Source organism: Colwellia ponticola (genome assembly GCF_005885605.1).
Taxonomy (GTDB): Bacteria; Pseudomonadota; Gammaproteobacteria; order Enterobacterales; family Alteromonadaceae; genus Colwellia; species Colwellia ponticola.
In genome coordinates this window covers 93,160-111,916 of sequence record NZ_SZVP01000003.1, presented here as the reverse complement: position 1 = coordinate 111,916, position 18,757 = coordinate 93,160, and the positions used below count along the sequence as shown (strand labels likewise).

14 protein-coding genes are annotated in these 18,757 nt (G+C 39.7%); 11 read left to right on the top strand and 3 right to left on the bottom strand.

Annotation, left to right across the window (positions count from 1 at the left end; all coding sequences use genetic code 11):
* The first annotated feature begins 135 nt into the window (after window positions 1-135).
* From aspS to ruvB, 4 genes are all read left to right on the top strand, one after another.
* The gene (aspS, locus tag FCS21_RS05245) at window positions 136-1,926 is read left to right on the top strand and encodes an aspartate--tRNA ligase (protein ID WP_138621141.1); all 1,791 of its coding nucleotides are present in this window, start codon (window positions 136-138) and stop codon (window positions 1,924-1,926) included.
* 157 nt (window positions 1,927-2,083) lie between these two features.
* The gene (gene ruvC, locus FCS21_RS05240) at window positions 2,084-2,611 is read left to right on the top strand and encodes a crossover junction endodeoxyribonuclease RuvC (protein WP_138621139.1); all 528 of its coding nucleotides are present in this window, start codon (window positions 2,084-2,086) and stop codon (window positions 2,609-2,611) included.
* A gap of 690 nt (window positions 2,612-3,301) precedes the next feature.
* Window positions 3,302-3,937 carry a Holliday junction branch migration protein RuvA gene (ruvA, locus tag FCS21_RS05235; protein ID WP_138621137.1) on the top strand — a complete coding sequence of 212 codons (636 nt, stop codon included), beginning with the start codon at window positions 3,302-3,304 and terminating at the stop codon, window positions 3,935-3,937.
* Between the two features lie 82 nt (window positions 3,938-4,019).
* Window positions 4,020-5,030 carry a Holliday junction branch migration DNA helicase RuvB gene (gene ruvB / locus FCS21_RS05230; RefSeq protein ID WP_138621135.1) on the top strand — a complete coding sequence of 337 codons (1,011 nt, stop codon included), beginning with the start codon at window positions 4,020-4,022 and terminating at the stop codon, window positions 5,028-5,030.
* Between the two features lie 235 nt (window positions 5,031-5,265).
* On the opposite strand, the gene FCS21_RS05225 is transcribed toward ruvB, so the two are convergent.
* Window positions 5,266-5,799, bottom strand: coding sequence for a DUF2062 domain-containing protein (locus FCS21_RS05225; RefSeq protein ID WP_138621134.1), 534 nt, complete (start codon window positions 5,797-5,799; stop codon window positions 5,266-5,268).
* A 162-nt stretch (window positions 5,800-5,961) separates the two neighbouring features.
* Between FCS21_RS05225 and FCS21_RS05220 the strand changes: the two genes are divergently transcribed.
* The 6 genes from FCS21_RS05220 (at window position 5,962) to FCS21_RS05195 (ending at window position 14,098) form a co-directional block, all read left to right on the top strand.
* Complete coding sequence (locus tag FCS21_RS05220; protein WP_138621132.1) at window positions 5,962-8,517, top strand: DNA internalization-related competence protein ComEC/Rec2; 2,556 nt, start codon at window positions 5,962-5,964, stop codon at window positions 8,515-8,517.
* Between the two features lie 206 nt (window positions 8,518-8,723).
* Window positions 8,724-10,532, top strand: coding sequence for a lipid A export permease/ATP-binding protein MsbA (gene msbA / locus FCS21_RS05215; protein ID WP_171035637.1), 1,809 nt, complete (start codon window positions 8,724-8,726; stop codon window positions 10,530-10,532).
* A 69-nt stretch (window positions 10,533-10,601) separates the two neighbouring features.
* A complete protein-coding gene (gene lpxK, locus FCS21_RS05210) occupies window positions 10,602-11,666 on the top strand; it encodes a tetraacyldisaccharide 4'-kinase (RefSeq protein ID WP_138621130.1) in 1,065 nt (354 codons plus the stop codon).
* Window positions 11,667-11,735: 69 nt separating this feature from the next.
* Entirely contained in the window at window positions 11,736-11,933 is a 198-nt protein-coding gene (locus FCS21_RS05205) for a Trm112 family protein (RefSeq protein ID WP_138621128.1), read from the top strand.
* A 2-nt stretch (window positions 11,934-11,935) separates the two neighbouring features.
* On the top strand, window positions 11,936-12,769 hold the full coding sequence (kdsB, locus tag FCS21_RS05200) for a 3-deoxy-manno-octulosonate cytidylyltransferase (RefSeq protein WP_138621126.1): 834 nt from the start codon (window positions 11,936-11,938) through the stop codon (window positions 12,767-12,769).
* Window positions 12,770-12,946: 177 nt separating this feature from the next.
* The gene (locus FCS21_RS05195; protein ID WP_138621124.1) at window positions 12,947-14,098 is read left to right on the top strand and encodes a cupin domain-containing protein; all 1,152 of its coding nucleotides are present in this window, start codon (window positions 12,947-12,949) and stop codon (window positions 14,096-14,098) included.
* A gap of 194 nt (window positions 14,099-14,292) precedes the next feature.
* On the opposite strand, the gene FCS21_RS05190 is transcribed toward FCS21_RS05195, so the two are convergent.
* Entirely contained in the window at window positions 14,293-17,463 is a 3,171-nt protein-coding gene (locus tag FCS21_RS05190; protein WP_246047031.1) for an HD domain-containing phosphohydrolase, read from the bottom strand.
* 156 nt (window positions 17,464-17,619) lie between these two features.
* Here FCS21_RS05190 and FCS21_RS05185 point away from each other — a divergent pair, with 156 nt between their 5' ends.
* Window positions 17,620-18,351: a pseudouridine synthase gene (locus tag FCS21_RS05185; protein WP_138621120.1), complete on the top strand. Its 732-nt coding sequence runs from the start codon at window positions 17,620-17,622 to the stop codon at window positions 18,349-18,351.
* Between the two features lie 77 nt (window positions 18,352-18,428).
* Here the strand turns inward: FCS21_RS05185 and FCS21_RS05180 are convergent, their stop codons facing one another.
* Window positions 18,429-18,716: a DUF1244 domain-containing protein gene (locus FCS21_RS05180; RefSeq protein WP_138621118.1), complete on the bottom strand. Its 288-nt coding sequence runs from the start codon at window positions 18,714-18,716 to the stop codon at window positions 18,429-18,431.
* Between the last annotated feature and the right edge of the window lie 41 nt (window positions 18,717-18,757).

Sequence of the window (18,757 nt, the reverse complement as noted above, 5' to 3'; positions counted from 1 at the left end):
TTGCTTTATAATATGGCAAAAATTATCTTAACAACGGCTTAATAGCGGTTGTTTATATGCTTAACCGTACCTATTTAAAGGTAACTATTTAAGCATAAATGTTTAAACATAAAATATTAGTAAGGCAAAAAATACATGCGTAGTCTTTATTGTGGTGAGGTAAATGAATCTCACATCGGACAAGAAATAACTTTATGTGGTTGGGTCAACAAACGTCGTGATTTAGGCGCTGTTATCTTTTTAGATTTACGTGATCGTGAAGGCCTAGTACAAGTTGTTTATGATCCAGATTTACCTGACGTTATCAAAAAAGCGAATACTTTACGCAACGAATTTTGTGTACAAATAAAAGGTAAAGTACGTGCTCGACCTGAAGGTCAAGTAAACAAAGGCATGAAAACAGGTGGCATTGAAGTACTCGGTTTAGAGCTAACTATCTTAAATAAGTCTGCGCCATTACCGCTGGACTCTAATCAAGTTAACTCTGAAGAAATGCGCTTGAAATATCGTTACCTCGATTTACGCCGCACTGAAATGACTGAACGTTTACGTTTTCGCGCTAAAGTGACTTCAGCAGTACGTAGCTCATTAGAGTCACAGGGCTTTTTAGATATTGAAACGCCCATTTTAACGGCTGCTACCCCTGAAGGTGCGCGTGATTATTTAGTCCCTAGTCGAACTCACAAAGGTCAGTTTTTTGCACTGCCACAGTCACCACAACTATTTAAACAGTTATTGATGATGTCTGGTATGGAGCGTTATTATCAAATCGTTAAATGTTTCCGTGATGAAGATTTACGTGCCGATAGACAGCCTGAATTTACCCAAATAGATATTGAAACCTCATTTATGAGCAGTGATCAGGTAATGGAGGTGACGGAAAAAATGATCCGTGAACTATTCCAAACCATGCTCAATGTTGATTTAGGTGACTTTCCGCGCATGCCTTACTCTGAAGCGATGGCTCGCTTTGGTAGTGACAAACCAGATTTACGTAACCCATTAGAGTTAGTTGATGTTGCTGATATTGTAAAAGACGTTGAATTTAAAGTTTTTTCAGGCCCAGCTAACGATGACAATGGTCGTGTTGCGGTTATTTGTGTGCCACAAGGTGCGGCTAAATTTTCACGTAAAGGCCTTGATGAGTTAACAAAATTTGTTGGCATTTACGGGGCTAAAGGCATGCCTTGGTTAAAAGTAAATGATATTGATGCCGCGCTTGCAACGGGCGTTGACGGTTTACAGTCACCCATCTTAAAATTCTTATCAAGCGAAGAAGCCATTGCGTTATTAAAACGTACTAAGGCGAGCACAGGCGATATTATTTTCTTTGGTGCTGATAGCTATAATGTTGTCTCTGAATCGTTAGGTGCACTTCGTCTTAAATTAGGTGAAGATCTTGATTTACTTGCCGGTGACTGGAAACCACTTTGGGTTGTTGATTTCCCAATGTTTGAACAAGTTGATGGGCGTATGCACGCTATTCATCATCCATTTACCGCGCCGACTAATTTGACGCCAGAGCAGCTAGAAGCAAACCCAGTGGGTGCTTTATCTGACGCTTATGATATGGTGTTAAATGGCTGTGAATTAGGCGGTGGCTCAGTACGTATTCATACGCAAGATATGCAAGCTGCAGCGTTTAGAGTGTTAGGTATTAGTGATGAAGAAGCCCAAGAAAAATTTGGCTTCTTACTTGAAGCATTACAATATGGTGCGCCGCCACATGCTGGTTTAGCGTTTGGTTTAGACCGTATTGTTATGTTAATGACCGGTGCTAGTTCAATTCGCGATGTTATGGCTTTCCCAAAAACTAATACAGCGGCTTGTCCACTGACTAACGCGCCAGGTAATGCTAACCCTGAACAGTTGAAAGAATTGGGTATTGCCGTACTTGAGCAGAGTAAAACTGACGAGCCAGCATAAATAGTTAGCGCCTTTATCGGTAGATAAAAGTCACTAGCATCTATTTTGATTACCCTGTATAAATGCAGCTATAACCTATGTTTTAGCTGCATTTTTTATGGCGTAGACATAACATAGTAATATATTTTTACCTTATGGTTCTATTAAGAGGCTACCGTTGACAATAATACTAGGGATTGACCCTGGATCACGCTTTACCGGTTATGGCGTTATCAAACAAGAAAAACAACGATTTACTTACCTTGGCAGTGGTTGTATTAAAGCGCTCAGCCAAGGGGAAGATTTAGCATCGCGCTTACAAACTATTTTTGCTGGCGTGTCTGAGTTAATTATTCAATTTAAACCTGATATGTTTGCCATAGAGCAAGTTTTTATGGGGGTAAATCCAGGTGGCGCGTTAAAACTCGGTCAAGCACGTGGTGCGGCTATTGTTGCGGCAACTAACGCAGGCTTAACCATTGCTGAGTACTCTGCAAGACAAATTAAGCAGGCTGTGGTTGGCAGTGGCGCAGCAGATAAAAGCCAAGTACAACATATGGTAAAAACGATTTTAAAGCTGCCCGGTACGCCACAAGCCGATGCTGCCGATGCCTTAGCCGTGGCACTTTGCCATGGTCATAGTCATATCAATATTGCCAGATTAGCGGGGCAAGCCACCAAGATAGTTAGAGGGCGGTTACGTTAACAACGTAAATAAAATAGCCGTCATTGTTGTGTAGGTTGGCCTTTAGGCCATCAAGGTAATATTGATTTGGTGTTTTTTGACGGCCTGAAGGCCGACCTACCTAGCCCCTGTGGTTCAATATTTTAGCACTTTAAGAGCGTATCAGTTTCGTGTAGGTTGGCCTTTAGGCCATCAAGGTAATATTGATTTGGTGTTTTTTGACGGCCTGAAGGCCGACCTACGTAGCCCCTGTGGTTCAATATTTTAGCACTTTAAGAGCGTATCAGTTTCGTGTAGGTTGGCCTTTAGGCCATCAAGGTAATATTTATTGGGTGTTTTTTGACGGCCTGAAGGCCGACCTACCTAGCCCCTGTGGTTCAATATTTTAGCTTTTTAAGAGCGTATCAGTTTCGTGTAGGTTGGCCTTTAGGCCATCAAGGTAATATTTATTGGGTGTTTTTTGACGGCCTGAAGGCCGACCTACGTAGCCCCTGTAGTGACACGACAAACAACAGAAATACAATGCACCACCGAGGAAAACGAGGCGCTGCGGGCTCAGCGATAAGACAAAAGTACTTCAATCAATGCCTTGCCTTTAAACCTTTTAATTCTCGCTGAGTGGGAAATAACTTAATGGACTTGGCATTACTTTACTGTATAAATATATAGTGGTAGTATTTGTCTTATTAATAATAGCTATGGGTACTTGTTGTGATTGGTCGTTTACGTGGCACGCTTGTCGAAAAAAACTTTCCTGAAATATTAATTGACTGTGCTGGCGTTGGTTATGAAGTGACTATGCCGATGACCAGCATTTATGTGTTACCTGACATTGAACAGCAGGCGATTATTTACATTCATTTTGTCGTTCGTGAAGATGCACAATTACTGTATGGTTTTGCCAATAAAGTTGAACGTAAATTATTTCGTTTACTGATCAAAGTTAATGGTGTGGGTCCTAAGCTCGCCTTAGCTATTTTATCAACTATGTCGGCTGATCAATTTGTTAGTTGTGTGCGTCACGATGATATCAGCGCCATTGTAAAAATTCCCGGCGTTGGTAAGAAAACAGCAGAGCGCTTACTGATTGAGATGCGTGATCGCTTAAAAGATTGGCAAGCACAATCCATACAGCTAGTTTCTACTGACGGCGTTATACCAGAACAACTATCCGCTGAACTTAGCCAAGAAAGTACCTTTATTAACGATAATAAAGGTGATGCTATTAATGCCTTATTATCGCTTGGTTATAAGCAAGTACAAGCAGATAAAGCGATTAAATCAGTATACAATCGTGGTATGTCGAGTGAAGCGCTTATTCGCGATGCATTAAAGTCAATGCTTTAGCAATCAACCGTGCTTTAGTCATTAATAATGTTTTACCATTCACGTCAATGTTGTCACGTTAACCGCACAGGAATAATAAACCATGATCGAAGCAGATCGCTTAATTGAACCCATTGCATCGTTAGAAGATGAAAATGTAGATCGTGCTATTCGTCCTAAAATGCTACAAGATTATACAGGGCAAGAGCATGTTAAAGCACAAATGGAAATATTTATCCCCGCGGCAAAAAATCGTGGCGAGCCGTTAGACCATTTACTTATTTTTGGCCCTCCAGGCTTAGGTAAAACTACTTTAGCTAACATTGTCGCCAATGAAATGGGCGTAAATATTCGCACCACTTCAGGGCCGGTATTAGAAAAAGCCGGTGATTTAGCGGCGCTACTGACTAATTTAGAAGAAAACGATATTCTGTTTATTGATGAAATTCATCGTTTAAGCCCCGTTGTTGAAGAAATACTTTACCCAGCGATGGAAGATTATCAATTAGATATTATGATTGGTGAAGGACCTGCCGCACGCTCTATTAAATTAGATTTACCCGCATTTACCCTTATTGGCGCGACCACACGTGCTGGTGCACTAACATCACCACTGCGCGATCGTTTTGGTATTGTGCAGCGCCTAGAATTTTATAATGTTGAGGAATTATCAACCATTGTTAGTCGTTCGGCACACTTTTTAAATTTAACCATAGATGAGCAGGGCGCTTTTGAAGTCGCTCGTCGCTCACGTGGTACGCCACGTATTGCCAACCGTTTATTGCGCCGAGTACGCGACTATGCCGATATAAAATCTCATGGTGTGGTTAATCAACAAACCGCCTCTGCCGCGTTAGATATGTTAGAAGTTGATAGTGAAGGCTTTGATATTATGGACAGAAAATTGTTACATGCCATCATTGACAAGTTTATGGGCGGCCCTGTTGGCCTCGATAATGTGGCGGCAGCCATTGGTGAAGAACGAGAAACCATTGAAGATGTGTTAGAGCCTTTTCTTATTCAACAAGGCTTTTTACAACGCACGCCGCGTGGCCGTATTGTTACCGACAGAGCTTATCAGCACTTTGGTTTGACTAAACCAGCAGTAGAATAATTCAATTTTTTATAGCATCTCAATCCGTAATAGCTTGTCGAGGCAAGCATCGACCTACGAGTAAATCAACTTGGTTTTGTAGGTCGGCACGAGCGGAGCGAGGCCCGACAGTTTTTTTGGATATTATCGGTGAACCTCATTACCACGCGGAGCGTGCTAATGAGACGAGATTTTGTTGAGGCAAGCATCCCCCTACGCGTAAGTTAATAATAGCCTCGGTGGTTCAATATTATTATTATTTTATTCTTGTGTTTTTATTTATACGATTTGTACGATTCTTCCAGGCTTTAACAGCTTGATAGCGCCACAGCGCGTGGATAAAGAAATAACCTAAAAATGAGAATGTTAAGGCGAGTACCCCACAGCCGACTAAAAATGCCGGCCCAATAGTTGATAAACTATCGACAACCCACTGCCAACTTGCATGAAAAGCAAAGTGTTGCTCAGGCACTGATAATATCTTCACGCCGACAAAATAACAGGCATAAAATATAAACGGCATAGTAAGCGGATTGGTCAACCAAACTATTGCAATTGATAGCGGTAAATTAGAATGTACTATAATAGCAGTACCGGCGGCTAAAACCATTTGAAATGGCACCGGGATAAAAGCAAAAAACAAACCGACAGCAAAGGCTTTAGCAACAGAGTGACGGTTTAAGTGCCAAAGGTTTGCATTTTGAAGTAAATTGCCAAACACTTTTAGGTACTTGTTATCTTTTATCGTTTGATGATCAGGCATCCAACGCTTGAACGTTTTTTTTGGCATATTCTTTTACAAATCTCTAACTAAAGTAAGTGTGGTAAATAATTTTTTAAGGTTAATGACTCAGTGTAGCAACGAGCAATACTAATAAGGTAGATTATAAGGTACTACCTAAGGTATTAACGCTGTAATTTTAACCGCAATACATAAAAGGATTTATACACTATGGATTGGTGGCTACTGACATTTTTTCTTGGTGCTATATTGTCCTTGTTTTTGGCAGAAGTACCAACGATTTTTCAGCTATTTTTACTTCTTTGTCTCGCAATAGCTTTTTATTTTCATAAAAAGTTACGTTCTAGCGTTGGATTCTGCCTTGGCGCGCTATGGATTTTAACACAAGCATACCTCTATCATAGTCAATTACCCAAACTTGTTATTGACTTGGTGCAAGATAAGCAATCATTTTTTGTTGAAGGTGAGGTACTTAATATACAAGTTAACCCGCTTAATGTCCTAAGTGAAAATGTAACGACTACTACTAGTCGTTCAAATCAACATAAAAGTCAACAGCATGGTGTGACTAAACGATTCAATTTGTTGGTAAAGAAGATTAATGAAGAACCACTAAATACTCCCTTTATTATTCGTCTCAGTTGGCAGAAATCAACGATTGATCTTGCTCAGGGACAAAAAATTATCGTGAACGTTAAACTAAAACCCGTTCATGGCTTAGCTAATGTAGGTACTTTCAATTATGTCAGTTGGCTTAAAGCCAATAATATTGTCGCGACAGGCTATGTGGTTAACCCGCCCAAAAAAAACAGTCAGGACGTCACATCAGACAATAAAAAGAATGTATTACCAACAAATAGCACTGTTAGACAGGGATTATTTGATCAATATCTAGGTTTATCGCCAAGCCATGAGCTTACGCCTATTTTATTAGCATTAACTTTTGGTGAGCGCAGTTTACTTAATGATGAGCATTGGCGAGTATTACAAGCAACAGGCACTAGTCACCTTATTGCTATTTCGGGATTACATATTGGCTTATTGGCTGGCAGTACTTTTTTTATGGTGATGTTTATTGTTCACAAGCTCCCGTTGAATAATCCGCGATGGCAGCGCATTAACATGCGCTATATTGCGATTGCTGTTAGTATGTTATTAGCAACATTTTATGCTTATTTAGCGGGCTTTTCTTTACCTACCCAGCGCGCGTTAGTGATGTTAAATCTGTATTGGTGTAGTCGTTTAGTCGGTATTCACTTTTCAGTTAAACGTTTATTACTCATTACCCTTTTTATTATATTGATGATCAGTCCATTTAGTCTACTAACGGCTAGTTTTTGGTTGTCTTTTTATGCAGTGGCTATCATTTTTGTGACACTGTGGCGATTTAAATCGTGGCTTTATCAAGGCTCAGCACCTTGGCGCTTTTTAAAAAGCTTATTAATTATTCAGTTAGCATTAACCTTAATGCTTATGCCCATTACCGCGTTATTTTTTCAACAAATGTCGCTAGTGAGTTTACTCGCTAATCTTATTGCGGTGCCTTGGATGAGCGCGGTTAGTATACCTACTGCGCTTCTATCAGTGTTGTTAATGCCGTTCAGTGAGCAATTATCGCAGTGGCTTATGATGCTGTCACTGCAGTCGCTTAGTTGGCTTTGGTATTTTCTTGATTTGCTTAGCAACATACCTCATGCCATGGTGGTGTTATCGTTAGAGCAACAACTTTGCATAGTCGTGTTCGGTGTGCTTATTTTTGTTATGCTTTATCTGTCGCCTTTTATAGTGAACAAGGTAATCCAAAAAAGTGCCATGTCCTTAGTCGTTTTGGTTGCTTTAGTGTTAATGACTAGCTTAGTCAGTGGCTATTTAAGGTCATCACAAGAGCAAACATTAATAGTGACAGAGCAGGGGCCGTTGACTCAGAAGTTTACTCCGTGGCAGGTTGTTTTTTTTGATGTCGGTCAAGGTTTATCCGTGTTAATTACACGAAATAAACAGGCTATTTTATATGATACTGGTGCGGCTTACCCAAGTGGTTTTACCTTAAGTGAAGCGGTTATATTGCCGTATTTACAATATTCAGCGATTAAAAAGCTCGATAAAGTGATATTGAGTCATAGTGATAATGATCATGCTGGTGGCATCGGTGCTTTGCTAGAAAACATCACCATTGATGAAGTTATCAGTAATGACAAAGGCATACTTAACGCTATTAGTAAGCCTCTAGTGAGTAATCAGTCGCTTGTTAGTGATAACATGCTTAGCGATTGTCATGCTAAGCAGAGCCTTAGTTGGCAAGGCTTAACATTTGATGTGTTATCGCCCTTAGTACCTGAATCCTCAGATGCAGTGCTTAATCAAGGCAAGCAAAAAAATGATGACTCTTGTGTGATATTAATTACTGACCGACTTGGCCATAAATTACTGTTAACGGGGGATATTTCTGCGAAAATAGAGCAGCAGCTATTAACGCGTTATCCTCTACTTCAGGTAGATATATTACAAGTACCTCATCATGGCTCGAAAACCTCATCAAGTCAGGCATTTATTGAGCAATTATCACCCAGAGTTGCTTTAGTGAGTGCCGGTTATTTAAATCGTTGGCGAATGCCTGTTACGGCGGTTAGCGAGCGTTATCGTGCCAATAATATTAAGTTGTTAACGAGTGCTGAGTTAGGACAAGTCATTATAACCATTAATGAAAGTGGTATAATTAAACGAAGTTACGTTGAAGATTTACGACCTTTTTGGTTTAGCCACTAACGGCTTAAGCGTTTGAGTTAAGTACTTTGATTTGTCATTAGCACGAGTTTTTGTTGGTTGTCTTGCTAATTAACGTTAAAATACAATTTCATCAAATAAACGTGATAAAGTACGACTATTTTACGTATTAGCTTATTAACATCAGTAGCCTTAATACTTTATCTATTTCCCTTTAAGTCATTTACATACCCGAGTAATTATCACTAATGGCATCATCTGCAGAAAATATCGTTTCACCTTTACCTGACTTAACCAAAACAACATCTTGGAAAAACTTTAAACGCCTGGTTAGTTACGCTAAACCTTATAAGCTTGGTTTTGTTGCTGCAATTATTGGCATGCTCAGTTATGCAGCTATCGATGTTTATTTTTTATCACAGTTAAAACCTTTGGTTGATGAAGGGCTTGCCGGCTCTAATGCGCAGTTTATGAAATGGGCGCCCTTGTTTATCATTGGCGCGTTTGCTGTGCGTGGTATCGCGCATTTTATTGCCAATTACTGTCTTGCCTGGGTCGGTAATAATGTCGTTGCTGATTTAAGACAACAATTGTTTGAGCATATTATGTCAATGCCAGTGACTTTTCATGATCAAAAGTCTACTGGCTCACTTATCTCTAAAATCACTTTTGATACCGAGCAAGTACTCAACTCAGTCAGTAAGTCGCTCTCTACCATGGTGCGTGAAAGCGCGTTTGTGATTGGTTTACTCGGCTTAATGTTCTATTACAGCTGGCAATTATCGATGATTTTCTTACTGATAACGCCCGTTATTGCCGTGATTGTTAATGTGGTATCTAAGCGTTTTAGAAAAGTGAGTAAAAATATTCAAGGTGCCATGGGCGAGGTGACTACCGCGGCTGAGCAAACCTTTAATGGTCATAAAGTGGTGCTAACGTTTGGCGGACAACAGCGAGAATTTGCGCGTTTTGCCAAGATTAATAAACATAACCGTCAACAACGTATGAAAATGCAGGCGACTAAATCTGCCAGTGTCCCTATTATTCAAGTTATTGCTTCGTTTGCGTTAGCCTTTGTTTTTTATGCTATTACCTCAGACACACTGCGCGATAGTATTTCTCCAGGTACTTTTGTCAGTATTATTACCTATATGACCATGTTGTTAAGACCATTAAAAATGCTCACCAATGTTAATAGTGAACTGCAACAAGGCATGGCTGCGTGTGTCAGTATTTTTTCGATACTCGATCATGAAAAAGAAAAAGACAATGGTGATAAAGCACTGGTGAAAGCCTCAGGCGCTTTATCGTTTAAGCATGTCGATTTTGCTTACGCCAAAACTGATAATACGTCACTCACTAATGACGAGCAGGGCGCTAAACTGGCGTTAACGGATGTGAGTTTTGATTTACAGCCCGGCGAAACCTTAGCGCTAGTAGGGCGCTCAGGTAGCGGTAAATCGACAACCAGCTCATTATTATTACGCTTTTATGATGTTACTGCGGGTGAGATATTAATTGATGGCACTAATATTGAAGAGTTTTTGTTAAAAGATTTACGTAAGCAGTTTTCTTATGTCTCGCAACAAGTGGTTTTATTTAACGACACCCTAGCTAATAATATTGCTTACGGTAAGCCTGAGGCTACCGACGCTGAAATTATTGAAGCGGCTAAGAGCGCTCATGTTATGGAATTTGCTGAGCAGATGGAGCAAGGGCTTGAAACCAATATAGGTGAAAATGGCGCCTTATTGTCGGGTGGTCAACGCCAACGTGTCGCTATTGCTCGAGCCTTGTTATGCGATACACCTTTTTTAATTTTAGATGAAGCAACCAGTGCTTTAGATACTGAATCTGAACGCCATATTCAAGATGCTTTACATACCTTACAGCAAAACCGTACGTCTATTGTGATTGCCCATCGTTTATCGACCATTGAAAGTGCCGATAAAATTATTGTGATGGAGCAAGGTAAAATTGTTGAACAAGGTAACCATCAAAGTTTACTTGCTCAACAAGGCGCTTATGCGCAATTACATAGCTTCCAATTTGAATAGCTTTAACGTTAACTTTAAGTTAACCCGTTTTAAAGTCAGCAGCTTTAAGGTAAATAGAGACAGTATGCGATGCGTTTAATTGAAAAAGTTTGGTTTTACCAGCACCCAGCTAAATGGTTATTGGTACCGTTGTTATTGCCATTATCAGCACTTTTTTGGCTACTTAGTGCCTTAAGACGTTTTAGCTTTACGCTAGGTTTATCAAAATCTTACCAGCTCAGTAAACCTGTTATTGTGGTGGGTAATATAGGCGTGGGCGGCAACGGTAAAACCCCGATAGTTATTTACCTTGTCAAACTCACTCGTGCTTTAGGCTTTAACCCAGGCGTTATTTCGCGAGGTTATGGCGGACAAGCGCCACATTATCCTTATTTAGTGACGAGTGATTCAACCACGGCTGCAGCGGGTGATGAACCTGTTCTTATTCAGCAACGTTGTCAGGTACCTGTTGCTGTTGGTAGTGATCGCATTGCGAGCGCCGAGCTACTTATTGCTCAAGGCTGCGATATTATTATTAGTGATGATGGCTTACAACATTATCGGTTAGCGCGTGACATAGAGCTGATCATTGTTGATGGTAAACGCTTATTTGGTAACGGGTTATTATTACCGGCAGGACCATTGCGAGAAGGGCAGTGGCGCTTAGCTAAAAGTGATTTAGTTATTTTTAATGGTAAAAGCTCTACTCACCAAGCGGGTAGCGATACAATGGATAACGACGCTAAAACCACTGATAAAATACCATCTGCGCCGCTACATATGACTTTACAGGCAACTGAGGTGTGTCATTTACTTAGCGGCGAACGCCTTAGTTTAGCGAAGTTTGTTACCTTGCACGGCGCGGTTAACGCGATTGCCGGTATAGGCGCGCCACAACGATTTTTTGATACCTTAACAGACAATAACGTGCAGATCATAACGCAACAAAGCTTTGTTGATCATCATCATTTTACCCGTGATGATTTTCATGCTCTTGATGATAATATACCCTTGTTAATGACCGAGAAAGATGCGGTAAAATGTCGCGACTTTGGTCAAGAAAATTGGTGGTACTTGCCGGTTGATGCAACCTTTAGTCAAGCAGAGCAGCAAGTGCTACATGATAAAGTGAACATGCTCAAACTAAAATACTAAAATACTAAAATACTAAAATACTAAAATTCAGATAATAAACAAAAAATAACTAACCAGTGAGAACCTATCATGGCCTTCGATACAAAATTAATGGAAATCCTTGCCTGTCCAGTATGTAAAGGTAAATTAGATTATGATAAAGAAGCGAAAGAACTTATTTGTAACTTTGACCGACTTGCTTATCGTATAGAAAAAGATATTCCTGTGTTACTCGAAGGAGAAGCACGAGAGCTTAGCAGTAGCCATTCAACACAGCAGGATAGCTAGTTATGTCTACCAGCGTTTCTACTCTTTCAACTCAGGCTAAAGCCAGCTTTGTTGTGGTCATTCCTGCCCGTTATGAATCATCACGTTTACCTGGGAAAGTCTTAGCCGATATTAATGGCAAGCCAATGATCCAATGGGTGGTTGAAAAGGCCCAGTTAAGTGGTGCTCGTCAAGTGATTGTCGCTACTGATAATGATGAAGTTGCTGCTGTGGTCAGTGCTTTTGGTGCTGAGGTTTGTAAAACCCGTGCTGATCATCAATCAGGTACTGAACGTTTAGCCGAAGTGATGGCCATATATCAATTTAGTGATGATGAGATCATTGTTAATGTGCAAGGTGATGAGCCTTTTATTCCACCGGAAAATATTGCGCAAGTTGCTAATAATTTAGCTAATCAACAGCAAAATGATCGTATTGCGCGTATGTCGACCCTAGCGATTAATATTAACAGTGTTGATGAAGCTTTTAACCCTAATGCCGTTAAAGTGTTACTTGATAAAGACGGTTATGCACTTTATTTTTCACGGGCAACGATCCCTTATGACCGAGAGCGTTTTTTAAACGCTAAGGCAAATACCGAAGAAAACATTCGTGCTATAGGTGACTTTTACTTAAGGCATGTCGGTATTTATGCTTATCGTGCCGGCTTTATTAAAGACTATGTTAATTGGCCAACCAGTGAATTAGAGCAAGTTGAAGCGCTTGAACAGTTAAGAGTTTTGTACCAAGGCGAGCGAATTCATGTTGCGGTAGCGAACAGCCACGTGCCCGTTGAAGGCGTTGATACACCTGAAGACTTAGCCAAAGCAAGAGCCTATGCAGCCAGCCTAACTTAATTTAGCTGTCGGTCGATGCTTGTCTCGACAAATTATCGTTACCAAGCGTAGCGCGTCGAACGACCCATATTACCTATCAATAACAGATTAAGCCGATAATGGTATTCAAACTTTGTCGGCTTACCCGTATAATCGCATCAATGAAATACCAGCCCTTAATGAAATGGTGAACACCTTATGTATACCTTAAACTTGAACCAAATGACGCAGCAACAATTCCTCGATGAATATTGGCAAAAAAAGCCAGTCGTTATTCGCCAAGGATTTAAAGATTTTGTAGACCCTATTGCGGCCGACGAACTGGCAGGTTTGGCGATGGAAGAGCAAATAGAGTCGCGTTTGGTGCATAAAAAAGACGGTCAATGGCAAGCTGATTTTGGCCCTTTTGAAAGCTATGAACATTTAGGTAGTGAAAACTGGTCTTTGGTAATACAAGCCCTTGATAACTTTTCTGAAGAAGCAGCAGAAATCATTGAAGCGTTTCGTTTTATTCCACACTGGCGTTTAGATGATTTAATGGCCAGTTTTGCTATGCCAGGTGGTAGTGTTGGACCTCATAAAGATAATTACGATACCTTTATTTGCCAAGGCTCAGGTAAACGTCACTGGCGTGTGGGTGATAATGGTGCACATGAAGAGTTTGCAGCCCATGAAGCCTTATTACATGTTAAGCCCTTCGAGTCGATTATTGATGTAGAGCTTGAGCCGGGTGATATTTTATATATTCCACCAGGGTTTCCTCATGAAGGCATCTCTGTTGATGTATCGATGAGTTTTTCTGTCGGCTTTCGAGGTAATTCAGCAGTGAGCGTGCTTAGCGCCTTTGCTGATCATTTAATTGATAGTGAGCAAGGCACTCAGTTATTAACTGACCCTGATAGAAAAGTGGTTAGCCGTAGCGGCGAAGTAACAAACAATGACTACGCCAGTATTAAAGCACAAGTTCAGTGCCTACTTGATGATGATACTAGTTTTAAAGCCTTTACTGGGCAATTTTTAACAGCGGCTAAACATGAGCTTGATATACTATTACCTGATGAACCGTTTGGTTTAACCGAAGTTAGTAACTTACTTAACAGCCATGCTATTAAACGCTTGGGTGGCTTACGTGCCTTTTATTTTGAAGATACCATTGAGCAAGGTGTCTGTTATATCAACGGTAGTGAATTGGTTTTTTCAGCCGAAATAGCCAACGGTGTAAAATTGCTTTGCGATAACGTAATGTTAACACCCGATGATTTAAGTGATTGGAGTCATAATGCCGCTTTTGTTGAGTTGGCAACGGAACTACTTAACCAAGGCTACTGGTATTTAGCGGAAGCAGAGTAGTTATGTTTATCAATTTTGCTCGTTCTAAGCTCGCTAATATAGGGCTTAATTTCTTAGCTTAATGGTATACTTAATGGCATAAAAACCTGTTCGAACAAACTTAAGTGGTTTATTCGAACAGGTTTTTTTATGCCTGACTATTAATCAGATGCCATTGTTAATAGATAACTCTTGCCGTGGCTTGGGTCTATGTATTAAGTGCGCAGGTATTTTGTGATATCAACCATATCAATTTGTTTGGCGCTCATGTATTTATTTGCATAGGTTAAATAAGTCCCTGAGGTTAAAAAAAGTTCAAATAAATCAATGTCTATATGCTTTTCAAAGGCCAATCTATGTAAAATACTTATTGAGGTATCCAATGATTTTGCCTCTTTATAAGGTCTATCGGTGGCCGTTAATGCTTCAAAAATATCAGCAATAACTAATACGCGTTCAGGAATGGATAGCTGTTCAGCGGTTAATTTTCTTGGATAACCTGTGCCGATAAGCGTTTCATGATGGGTAGAAGCAAATCGAGGGATATTTGCAAGCTCTGGCGGGAAAGGCAGTTGTTCTAACATTTTAATGGTACTAATTATGTGCTCATTGATAACATATCGATCTTCTACCGTTAACGTACCACTGGCGATAGACAAGTTATATAACTCACCTAAATTAGCGTAATGCTCAGGTACTGACATTTTTATACCGAGTCCTTCATCAAAGACAATAGGCTTATCTCGCCTGATAATATGTTCTACTTTATCTGCTAATAGCGATTCAGTGACGGGCAGAGCCTGTTGCTGTTGGCATTGTTGAGCTAGGTGCAGGTTTTCTATGGGGGATAAGCCTAAGGTATTGTCAAAGTGACGTTGCCAGGTTTGTTGTCCAATATCTTGTAATCGCTGAACTGTATTTTCTTCCATAAATTCAGTGCCGATATTGCTATTGGCAATAAAGGCAAAATCTTGTGTCAATTTTTGTTGTTGGTTAATGCATGTCTGCTGTAACTGTGCTTGTTGTGTAGGTTGTAATAGCAATGCTTGGTAATAAGTAATCTCAGCATCTCGCCAGAGTACTTCAAAGCGCATTCTTATTTCGTGAATACGATTATAAATGGTTTCGAGTTTACTGCCCTTATTAACGATATGCTCTGGGGTTATAATTTTGCCACAATCATGTAGCCAAGCTGAAATTTTAAATTCACGAAACTCATCAGGTGATTTGAAAGAAAAGTCTTTAAAACAGCTTTTATCTTCAACTACGGCTTTTATTAGCATTATACCTAACTCAGGTACTCGCTTACAGTGTCCTCCTGTATGTGCTGACTTGTCATCAATAGTTTGTGCGATGAGTTGGATAAATGAGTCCATTAACTCTTGCTGTTTTAACTCGTTATTTTTAATAGAAACTGACATCTCTATCAGTGAGTTAGCTAACTCATCAATTTCTTTAATATTACTGGAAATAAGCTGTACGCTATCGTATTGACGGTTTTTTATTTTATCGTTTTGGTCGGCAAGCAGCTTTATAGGGGTGACTATTGGGCTTGAAAAAAGCCAGCTCACTGGCAGCAGAAGCAATAAACAAATAGTGGTTATAATAATCGATAATTTTATCTTGGCATTGCTGGAGGCAAAAATAGTCTCACTTGGGACTATGATGGCAAGAAACTCCGTTTTACTTTGATTGACCGGCGTTAGATAAATAAAGTGTTCGGCTTCATTGATTACTAGCGGTACAAGTTGTTCGTAAGTTGTACTATGCGTGGCGAACTCAATTAACTCTTCATAAGGTACTACGCCTTGCTTTTTTTGTGTCGATTGCTGAGCTTGGTTATCACTGGAGACAAACCATTTTGCCTTAAGCATCGTTTTTTGCTCAGTGGTTATCTTGCTAAGCGCCAAGTTAATAATCGCCATTAAATCACTTCTTGATGGTTGCAACATAAAATGTAATGAACTACCTAAGTTAGCGGGCGAAAAATCAAAAGCAGAGTGGTATTGAATATTTTTAATAAAAAATTGTTTTTGGGTATAACGGAAAATAACTTCATTATCAAGGCCAGCAAAGACTTCTCCTTGTGATACTGCCTCTAAGACTGCTTTACTTGAAGGGTATTCAATAATGTTTATGCGAGGGAAAGCTTGCTTAATAATGTTTATGATTGACCAGCCTTTAGGGATGGCTAAATTTTTTCCTTGTAATTGATTGATATGAGTAAATACAGGCACGTTAGGCTGGGTGATAATTGAAAAAGGTATATTAACAAGCGGATTGGAGTATATACCTTGTTGAATATTGTCATTTGTTTTAAAGATAGGTTGAAGAATATCTATATTTTGACGATTAAAAGCTTGCTTTAAATCAGGCCAAGTAAAGCCATTAATGAATTCAAATTGTAGACCTGTCATTTGTGAAATAATGGAAAGCATCTCAACACTGTAGCCTTTAGGTTGTCCTGACACTGAAAAGCTAATAGGGGCCCAATTTGTTTCGTTAGAAACTTTTAACGGTGGAGTACTTGCTATCAATTTTTTTTGTGCTTCGCTCAGAGAAAGCTTCGTTAGGTTAAGCGCATTAACATTATCTTTGCTTAATTGGTTACTTGATATTATTTCTCCTGATTTTTTAAATAGGTATACTTCTTTCTCAATACTATTTTTGTTAGATTCCTGCCGTGTTGCTAAATATTCATCAATAGAAGATAGTGCGATATCTATCGCCAGTACCGAGTCTGATCCTGGAATTTTAGCTGAATAGCTTAGACCCGGTGATTGCAAGTGCTGAAACATATATGGCCCAGTTTTACTTACCCCCTCTTCTTTAGCGTTTACATACCATGGGCGGATACTAGCGTTATAATCACTGCTTTCTTTGCGGCTAGTTCGCATAGTGAAATCGTCATAGAGATAACGTAACACTCGTGTTCTATTGCTCCCTTCGCCACTGACCTCAATTGTCACCCAGCGATCGGTGAATGAGGCACCAATTTGTGCTCTAATTTCTGGGCTCGCTTCTAAATTAATGAGTTCATAGAGGTTGCCATTGGCAAAACCTATATTGACAGAATAAAAGTGCGTATTGTATTTTAGCATTTCAGCAAAAACAGGTCCTATTGAACTTTTTACTTGATGGCCTTCAACGAAATCACCGAACTTTGTGAACATACTAGTGATGTTCTGTGCTCGTTTATCAAGGGTTTGTAAATAAAACTGTGTTTTTTGGCTAGATAATGAAAAAATCTGGCTAGCAGACTCCTTCGCCATATTTTTGCTAAAGTGATATTGTAAGCTAATCGCAATAGTTGCAGTGACCATAGTCGCTAAAATGACAATACTTACCACAGTAAATCTAATAGAATGATGTGAGAATTTTGACATAAACGTAAACATCTTAAGCTCTTTTCAACTGGATTATATTCATCGTATCAGCTTTGTGTGATTATTCTCCTTTTTTTATACTATTAATAGTTGCGTGTTGATAGACAATACGGATAATAGCGCATTATTTTCATTGATAGAGACCATGCTTACCCTATGCGCTTAGATAAATTTATTTGTAAAAGTACTGAACTGACGCGAACCGAAGCTAAAAAATTGCTTAAAAGTGGTGAAGTACGAGTAAATGGCGAGGTTGCTAAAAATGCCGCTATGCAAGTCCATGAAAATAATACTGTCACTATTGATGGTCAAGTACTTAGCGCTCGCGGCTCACGTTATTATATTTTACATAAAGTAGCTGATACTATTTGCTCAAACGTTGATGAAGTTTACCCGTCGGTATTACATGCTATTGAAGTTGATAAAGCATTTGATTTACATATTGCGGGACGATTAGATGCCGACACTACTGGCTTAGTCTTAGTTACCGATGATGGTCGTTGGTCACATAATGTTATTTCACCGAAAAAGCACTGCCAGAAAACCTATCGTGTTTGGCTGCGCAGTGACATTGACGATGATAACTTAGCGGCGTTAGTTGCTCGTTTTGATAGTGGCTTGCAACTGCAAGGTGAAGACGACTTAACTCGCCCTGCAATATTAACGCGAGTAGCGCAAGCTGATTTGGTGGATGAAACAGCTTATCGCAGTGAGGTCTTACTCACTATTACCGAAGGAAAATACCATCAAGTTAAACGGATGTTTGCTGCGGTAGGTAATAGGGTGATCGGCTTACATCGAGAGCAGATAGGTGAGATAGTTTTAGGTGATTTAGCACCGGGTGAGTGGCGTGAGCTAACCGAAGATGAAATAGCACAATTTACTTAGGTTTTGCTCGTTCTATTATGTGTTCAGCACTTGCTCAAGGAAAGAGCCCAAAGTGCTGAACACAGTTTTACTGTGAGCTACTTTTTATTGAGCGCATTAAACTGCGCCATTTGCTCTTGTGTAGCCGGCAATTGATGTTTTTCTTTCCAGTCACTGTATGGCATACCGTAAACTTGTTCGCGCGCGGTATCAATATCAACTTCCACCCCTAACTTTTCTGCTTCACTCACCGTCCATTTACTAAAACAGTTACGGCAAAAACCAGCTAAATTCATTAACTCAATGTTTTGTACATCTTTACGTGAGTCTAAATGCGCTAGTAAACGGCGAAATACTGCCGCTTGAATTTCAATTTCTTTATCCATTTTCGTTAAGCCTTATGTTTAATCGTGCTTGAGTTTATCTT

Coding starts and splice junctions, on each gene's coding strand:
- FCS21_RS05195 (WP_138621124.1), top strand. CDS start 12,947: ATGTATACCTTAAACTTGAACCAAATGACGCAGCAACAATTCCTCGAT.
- ruvB (WP_138621135.1), top strand. CDS start 4,020: ATGATCGAAGCAGATCGCTTAATTGAACCCATTGCATCGTTAGAAGAT.
- FCS21_RS05180 (WP_138621118.1), bottom strand. CDS start 18,716: ATGGATAAAGAAATTGAAATTCAAGCGGCAGTATTTCGCCGTTTACTA.
- FCS21_RS05205 (WP_138621128.1), top strand. CDS start 11,736: ATGGCCTTCGATACAAAATTAATGGAAATCCTTGCCTGTCCAGTATGT.
- FCS21_RS05190 (WP_246047031.1), bottom strand. CDS start 17,463: ATGTCAAAATTCTCACATCATTCTATTAGATTTACTGTGGTAAGTATT.
- kdsB (WP_138621126.1), top strand. CDS start 11,936: ATGTCTACCAGCGTTTCTACTCTTTCAACTCAGGCTAAAGCCAGCTTT.
- FCS21_RS05225 (WP_138621134.1), bottom strand. CDS start 5,799: ATGCCAAAAAAAACGTTCAAGCGTTGGATGCCTGATCATCAAACGATA.
- FCS21_RS05185 (WP_138621120.1), top strand. CDS start 17,620: ATGCGCTTAGATAAATTTATTTGTAAAAGTACTGAACTGACGCGAACC.
- FCS21_RS05220 (WP_138621132.1), top strand. CDS start 5,962: ATGGATTGGTGGCTACTGACATTTTTTCTTGGTGCTATATTGTCCTTG.
- lpxK (WP_138621130.1), top strand. CDS start 10,602: ATGCGTTTAATTGAAAAAGTTTGGTTTTACCAGCACCCAGCTAAATGG.
- msbA (WP_171035637.1), top strand. CDS start 8,724: ATGGCATCATCTGCAGAAAATATCGTTTCACCTTTACCTGACTTAACC.
- aspS (WP_138621141.1), top strand. CDS start 136: ATGCGTAGTCTTTATTGTGGTGAGGTAAATGAATCTCACATCGGACAA.